Origin of the sequence: Frankia canadensis (assembly GCF_900197875.1) — a bacterium.
GTDB classification, from domain to species: domain Bacteria; phylum Actinomycetota; class Actinomycetes; order Frankiales; family Frankiaceae; genus Frankia; species Frankia canadensis.
In genome coordinates this window covers 21,430-28,795 of sequence record NZ_FZMO01000542.1, presented here as the reverse complement: position 1 = coordinate 28,795, position 7,366 = coordinate 21,430, and the positions used below count along the sequence as shown (strand labels likewise).

The following is a 7,366-nucleotide window of genomic DNA, read 5'->3' as shown; positions in this document are numbered from 1 at the left end:
GGCGAGTGCAGGGGTGTGTGGGCAGCGGGTGGCCGGTGAGCGCGGGGCGGGGTCGGGTACGGCCGGCGGGCGGCGACGGCCAGGCTGACCCGGTCGCCGGCCGGGCTCGATGAACTACCTGAAGGGGACGGTTCTGGGCCTGGTGCAGGGGCTCACCGAGTTCCTGCCGGTGTCCTCCAGCGCGCATCTGCGGGTCACCGCCGCGCTCGCCGGCTGGGACGATCCCGGCGCGGCCTTCACCGCGGTCACCCAGATCGGCACCGAGGCCGCCGTGCTGATCTACTTCCGCCGCGACATCGCCCGCATCCTGCGGGCCTGGGTCGCCTCGATCACCCGCCGCGAGGCTCGCGCGGATCCCGACGCCCGCATCGGCTGGCTGGTCCTGCTCGGCACGATCCCCATCGGCCTGCTCGGCGTGACACTGCAGGAGGCGATCGAGGGACCGTTCCGTGACCTGCGCCTGATCGCGGCGACGCTGATCACGCTCGGACTGATCCTCGGCGGCGCCGACTGGTACGCGAGCCGCGGCTGGCCGGCCGGGCGCCACGCGGTACCGCGCCGGCGCAAGACCCTCACGGATCTGTCGGTCCGCGACGGTATGCTCTACGGCCTGGCCCAGTCGGCGGCCCTGATCCCGGGAGTGTCCCGGTCCGGGGCCACGATCAGCGGAGGCCTGCTGCTCGGCTACACCCGGGAGGCAGCGGCCCGCTACTCGTTCCTGCTGGCGATGCCAGCGGTGCTCGCCTCGGGCCTGTTCGAACTGCGCAACATCGGCGGTCCGCGGGACGCCGGCGCCGAGGCCGCGCACGGTGCGCCCTCGGCCACTGGCCCGGACGGGTCCGCCGGGGCCGCAGTGGCGGTCAGCGGCGCCGACGCGGAGGTCGCCTGGGGGCCGACGCTGGTCGCCACGGTGGTGGCGTTCCTCACCGGGTACGCGGCGATCGCCTGGTTCCTGCGCTACATCACCACCCGCAGCTTCGCGCCGTTCGTCGCGTACCGGGTCGGGCTGGGACTGCTCCTGTTGGCCCTGCTTGCCGCCGGTGCCCTCGACGCGCGGTCGGGCGCCGAGGTCGACTGAACCCCCGCGGGCGGACCGGCGCCGGGCCTGTCGACTACGGTGGGTTGACACCTTCATGCGACGTGCGGGGTACGGCACGCGCGGTGTGGAGCGCGTGGTGACCCGTGAGGCGCGGGGACGCGGGGGACACGTGTCGGGGCACGAGCGGGAGGACACGATGGATCGGCCAGAGGTCGCGGGAGCGCGACCGTCCCCGGAACAGGGATCCGCCCGGGAGGCCGCCGTCGAAGCGCAGTCCCGACCGCCCGCGCCGGCGGTGGGCCTGACGGCCGCCGAGGTCGCCGAGCGGATCGCCGACGGCCGGGTCAACGACGTGCCGACCCGCTCCAGCCGCTCGTTCGGCGAGATCGCCCGGGCGAACATCTTCACCCGGATCAACGCCATCATCGGCGTCCTGCTGATCCTCGTGCTCACCGTCGGCCCCCTGCAGGACGCCCTGTTCGGCGGGGTGATCATTGCCAACACGCTGGTGGGGATGTTCCAGGAGCTGCGCGCCAAGCGGACTCTGGACCGGCTCGCCGTCGTCGGGGAGAGCCGACCCATGGTGCGCCGCGACGGCGTCCCCGCCGAGATCCCGGCCGCCGAGATCGTCCTCGACGACATCCTCGAGCTCGGCCCCGGCGACCGTATACCGGTCGACGGTGAGGTCGTCCAGGCCGAGCACCTCGAGGTCGACGAGTCGCTGCTCACCGGCGAGGCGGACCCGGTCCACAAGCAGCCCGGCGACCAGGTGATGTCGGGCAGCTTCGTCGTCGCCGGCACGGGCGCCTTCCGCGCCACCCGGGTCGGCCGGGCGGCCTACGCCGCGCAGCTCGCCGAGGAGGCCAGCCGGTTCACCCTCGTGCACTCCGAGCTGCGCACCGGCATCAGCACGATCCTGCGTGTCGTCACCTGGATGATCATCCCGACCGGGATCGCGCTGATCATCAGCCAGATCGTGGTCAGTGGCGACGACCTGCCCGAGGGCATCCGCCGCATGGTCGCGGGACTCGTGCCGATGGTGCCCGAGGGGCTGGTGCTGCTCACCTCGGTCGCCTTCGCCGTCGGTGTCGTCCGCCTCGGCCGCCGCCAGTGCCTGGTCCAGGAACTTCCGGCGATCGAGGGGCTCGCCCGCGTCGACGTCGTCTGCCTGGACAAGACCGGGACGCTCACCGAGGCGGCGATGGACGTCGCCGAGCTGCGGGTCGTCGCCGCCGACGACGGTGGCGACACGCGGACGCTGGCCCGCGACGTGCTCGGCGCGCTCGGCGCCGCCGACGGCCGGCCCAATCCCAGCATGAGTGCGATCATCGAGGCCTGCCCGGCGCCGCCCGGCTGGGCCGCGCGCGCCGACGCCCCGTTCTCCTCGGCCCGCAAGTGGAGCGGGGCGAGACTCGCCGACCCCACCGGCACCGAGGCGACGTGGCTGCTCGGCGCACCGGACGTGCTGCTGCCCGCCGGCCACGAGGTGCTCGGCGAGGCCGACGCCTACGGCGAGCGGGGCCTGCGGGTCCTGCTGCTCGGGCGCTCGTCCGCCGCGCTGGACAACGCCCTGGCAGACCCGGCGGGCGTCCCCGACACCGTCACGCCCCTCGCGTTGGTGGTGCTGGCCCAGCGGCTGCGCTCCGACGCCGCCGACACGCTGCGGTACTTCGCCGAGCAGAACGTGGCGGCCAAGGTGATCTCCGGGGACAACGCGGTGTCCGTCGGGGCCGTCGCGCGCAGCCTCGGCCTGCCCGGCGCGGAGAATCCCGTCGACGCCCGCACGCTGCCGACCGACCGTGCCGGGCTCGCCGACGCCCTCGAGGCGCACTCGGTGTTTGGTCGCGTCACCCCGGCGCAGAAGCGGGACATGGTCGGGGCGCTGCAGTCACGCGGGCACACGGTCGCCATGACCGGCGACGGTGTCAACGACGTCCTCGCTCTCAAGGACGCCGACATCGGCGTCGCCATGGGCGCGGGCAGCCAGGCGACCCGCGGTGTCGCCCAGATCGTCCTGCTCGACAACAGCTTCGCGACGCTGCCGTCCGTCGTCGCCGAGGGCCGGCGCGTCATCGGCAACATCGAGCGGGTCGCGAACCTGTTCCTCACCAAGACCGTCTACTCGGTGCTGCTCGCCGTGCTCGTCGTCATCACCCGGGTGCCCTATCCGTTCCTGCCGCGGCACCTGACCCTGCTGGGATCGCTGACGATCGGCATCCCGGCGTTCTTCCTGGCGCTCGCGCCGAACGCGGAGCGGGCCCGCCCGGACTTCGTCAGCCGCGTACTACGCTTCGCCCTGCCCGCGGGCATCCTCGCCGGCGCCGCGACCATGGTCTCCTACCTGGTCGCCCGCTCGATCTACGACGATCTCGACGCCGAGACGTCGATGGCGACCCTCACCCTGTTCCTCGTCGCGCTATGGGCGCTGGCGATCGTCGCCCGGCCCTACACCTGGTGGCGTGTGGCGCTGGTACTGACCATGGCCGGCGCCTTCGCGCTCGTCCTGGTCGTCCCGTTCGCCCAGGACTTCTTCCAGCTGTCGCTGGTCGGCACCACCGGGCCGTGGACGGCGGTCGGCATCGCGGCCGTGGCGGCGGTGCTGCTCGAACTCGTCTGGCTGGTGGCCGGGCGCCTGCTGGCCGGCGGGGAAGGAGACCACTCCGGCGCGGCCCGCCGGCTGACGGCGCCCCGCAGCCACGTCCGTACCCTGCCCGCGGGCGGCCCCACCTCGGCCTCCGACGCCGGGCGGCCGAGCACCGAGGTACCCGCCGCCGGCCTGTCGCCCGCCGCCGGCCTGTCGGATGCCGAGGCAGCGCCCAGGGCCGTCGTGCGCGAGAAGGCGTCGGGACTCGGCGCCTGAACCCGCCCCCGCGATCTGACCGCTCTGCGGATCACCCCTCGGAGAGCGGCACGTGCCGGGGCGGTCAGCGTGCGGTCGGAGTGCCGCCGTCGTCGGGTGCCTCGCGGGGCCGGGGCGGCAGCGTCGTCGTGCCCTCCGCGCAGGACCGGGAGGGTCCGGAGGGGGCGCCGCTCGCCGACGAGGCCGCGGTGCGACGGCGGGGGCCGTCGTTCAGCCGGGCGAGATAGGCGTTGTACGCGTCGAGTTCCGCGTCCACGTCACCGGCGGCGGAGATACGCCGCTCCCGGGCCCGGCTGCGCCGCTCATCCATGCGGGCCCACTGGGCGACCAGCACCAACAGCACGGTGAATGTCGGCAGCTCCCCGAACGACCAGGCGATGCCGCCCGCCGTGTGCTGGTCGCTGAGCGGGCTCACCCCCCAGGGCCGCACGAGCCGGTCGTACCAGCCGGATCCCAGCAGCGTCGACGTGCTCATGATCGTCAGACCCAGGAAGGTGTGGAAGGGCACGACGGCCAGCAGCATCAGGATCCGCCCCGGGTGCGGCAGCCGGCGCGGCAACGGGTCGATCCCGACGATCAGCTCGAAGAACAGCAAGCCGACGGCCAGGAAGTGGACGTTCATGTACAGATGACCGAGGTGGTTGCGCATGAGCGTCGTCAGCAGCGACGTCAGATACAGCACGTACAGGCCGCCGGCGAAGTTGATCGTGACGACCATCGGATGGGTCAGGAACCGCACCGGCCACGAGTGCAGCCCCGCGACCAGCCACTCCCGTGGGCCGGTGCGGTGCGGCGCCCGTGCTGGTCGCAACGCCCGCAGCGCCAGCGTCACCGGCGCGCCGAGGACGAGGGGGAGGGGTGCCACCATGTTCAGCAGCATGTGCTGGGCCATGTGCACGCTGAGCAGGACGGGGCCGTAACGGCCCAGGCCACTGCAGGTCGTCGCCACCACGATGACCAGGCCGGCGAGGAAGGCGATGGTGCGCCCCAGCGGCCAGCGGTCGCCGCGGCGGGTCAGTCGGAGCACGCCGGCCAGGTAGAGGCCGGCGGCGAGCACCGAGGCGGACAGGAACACCCAGTCGATGTGCCAGTCGATGGCCAGGCGCGCCGCGGTGACCGCCGGCGGCATCGGGTAACCCAGCAGCGCGCGCGTGGGATCGTCCGGTACGAGCGCGTCGTCGACCGGTGGCGCGGTACGGGACAGGCCCACCGCGAGCCCGAGCGTCGCCGTGAGCACCATGAGCTCCACGCCCGCCAGCCGCACGAACCGTCCCACCACCCCGACCGTGCCCGCCGCGCCGGTCGCCCCGGCCGGGACGGTGGTCCCGCCGGCCGGGGCGGGCGGCGGGACCAGACGGTCGACGACCCGGCGGCGCAGCAGTCCGCCGAGGACGACGGCCGCGATCAGACCAGCGGCCTTGAGCATCACGAGCAGCCCGTAGCGGGTCTCCCACAGGGGCGTCAGCCCGCCGAGGCGCAGCGCGGCGCTGCCGATCCCGCTGGCCGCGGTCAGGGCGGCGGCACCGGCCGCGAAGCGGCTGTGACGGCGCAGCGCCGCGCCGAACGAGCCCACCGGCAGCCGCACCGCGGTCAGCAGACCGACCAGCCCGCCGATCCAGGCCGAGGCGGCGAGGACGTGCACCGCGAGCGCCACCACGGCGACCGCGTGGTCACCGGACTCCGACGCGTGCCCGGCGAACACCGGGGGCATCAGGCCCGCGGCGGCGACGACGAGCAGCGCGCCGGCGGCCGTGGTCGTCGTCACGGTGCGCCCCACGATCGCGACGACGGCGGCGAGTGCGGCGACCGTGAGCAGCGCGCGGCCCTGGGACGTCGACGAGACGAACGAGCGCAGCGCGTGGGTGTCCAGCACCTCGCCCGCCGGGCGTGCGGAGACGTCCGACAGTGTGAACACCAGCTCGGCGAGGGTCGCCGCCAGCCACACCAGTGCGGCGTTGGCGGCGTGGCGCCCACATCGGCGCGCGGTGAAGGTCAGGTCCCGGCTGCCAGGCCCCCGGTGGACCGCCCGCGCGCCCGCGTCGCGCACGGACGCGGTCGGGGCCGTCTCGTCAGCGGTGCCGGAGGTGCGCGTGGAGGCGTTGTCCGTGCCCGCGATGCCCGCCGGTGCCGCGCCCGTGGTGTCCGTGGTGTCCGTGGTGTCCGTGGTGTCCGTGGTGTCCGTGGTGTCCGTGGTGCCCGCCGGAGTGGAGCTGGCGGGGGAGGTCTCGGCGGCGGGTGCGGGCCGGCGGCGGGCCGGCAGCAGGACGGCGGCGGTCAGGAGCCAGCCGAGGGTCGCCACGGAGGCGACCCGGCCAAGCAGCCGGGCGCAGGGCAGCGCCCAGTAGGTGAAGGTCCCGGACGAGGGCAGTCCGGGCAGCCGCAGCGGGCCCGGACCGAACCCGACGACCAGCGCGAGGACGACGAAGCCCGCGACCACGGCGGCCAGCCACGTCCCCGGCGCCGCCCGGCGCTGTGCACTCGGGGCGGCCCCGGCCGCTCCCGCCGCCGTGACAGGTCGGGCGTCGGAGGTCCCAGCGTCGGAGGTCCCGGCATCGGAGGTCCCGGGGCTGGAGGTTCCGGCGACGGCGGGCTCGGGCGCGGCGCCGCCGGTGACAGGCTCCGGCGCCTGGCCGCCGTCGGATGCCGTGGGCGCGGGCGGACGGGCCGAGGGGGGAGAGTCGTCCATGGCTCAGCGTGCTCCGGTGTGACGTCGCCGGGCGACGGCGAGGACGGTGCCGCCCGCCGCAGCGGCGAGGACGACGAGGACGGTCACCAGGATCCACCAGCCTCCATTTCCGTCGCCGCTCCCGCTGGCGGCGGTGCCCAGCGTGGTGGCGGCGGCACCGGGTGCGGTGGTGCCGGCGGAGGGCGTCGTGGTGGCGCCGCTGGAGGAGGGGGTGCCACCCGGTGTGGTGCCCTGGGCGCCGGCGGTGCTGGGCACCGCCGGCGCAGTGGCGCCCGCGACCGTGAACGCGAACGTGCCGCCGATGGGATGGCCGTCGGCCGACACCGCCCGATAGGCCACCGTGTACCGGCCGTCGCCGAGGGGGGCGAGTGGCTGGCGGACCGTGGTGCCCTCGACGGCGGTGGCCCCGCTGGCCACGCTGCTCCCGTCGCCGCGGGTCACGGCGACGTGCGTGTACTGGGCGGACACCGCCTCGTTGAAGGTGAGCACGATGTCGGCGGGCGCTGTCGACACCGCCTCGTCCGCGGTCGGTGAGGTTGCCACCAGACGGGAGTGGGCCGACGCGGGCGCGGCCAGGAGCAGCAGCAGGCCCGGCAGGACCGCGGTAAGGAAGCCGATGGCGGCGACGGGGAGGCGCCGCCGTCCGGGACGGGGGCGCCCGGCCGGCGCCTGGACCTGTCGTCGCACCCGCAAAATTCTACGCGCCGTAGAAAGCCGCCCCGGCTGCCGTCCGGCGGGATCTGATCGGGGGCTCCATGAGGGTTCTCGGCTGGAGTTACAA

The 7,366-nt window shown here is 74.7% G+C and carries 4 protein-coding genes; 2 read left to right on the top strand and 2 right to left on the bottom strand.

The features are described from left to right. Positions 1-109: 109 nt before the first annotated feature. Positions 110-1,078 carry an undecaprenyl-diphosphate phosphatase gene (locus tag C1A33_RS30410; RefSeq protein ID WP_101835625.1) on the top strand — a complete coding sequence of 323 codons (969 nt, stop codon included), beginning with the start codon at positions 110-112 and terminating at the stop codon, positions 1,076-1,078. A 157-nt stretch (positions 1,079-1,235) separates the two neighbouring features. After that, positions 1,236-3,899, top strand: a complete 2,664-nt coding sequence (locus tag C1A33_RS30405) for a cation-translocating P-type ATPase (RefSeq protein ID WP_101835623.1) — start codon at positions 1,236-1,238, stop codon at positions 3,897-3,899. 64 nt (positions 3,900-3,963) lie between these two features. Here C1A33_RS30405 and C1A33_RS30400 read toward each other — a convergent pair whose 3' ends face one another. Both C1A33_RS30400 and C1A33_RS30395 read right to left on the bottom strand, forming a co-directional pair. After that, a complete protein-coding gene (locus C1A33_RS30400; RefSeq protein ID WP_243408089.1) occupies positions 3,964-6,585 on the bottom strand; it encodes a bifunctional copper resistance protein CopD/cytochrome c oxidase assembly protein in 2,622 nt (873 codons plus the stop codon). A 3-nt stretch (positions 6,586-6,588) separates the two neighbouring features. Continuing rightward, on the bottom strand, positions 6,589-7,272 hold the full coding sequence (locus C1A33_RS30395) for a copper resistance CopC family protein (RefSeq protein WP_243408088.1): 684 nt from the start codon (positions 7,270-7,272) through the stop codon (positions 6,589-6,591). Between the last annotated feature and the right edge of the window lie 94 nt (positions 7,273-7,366).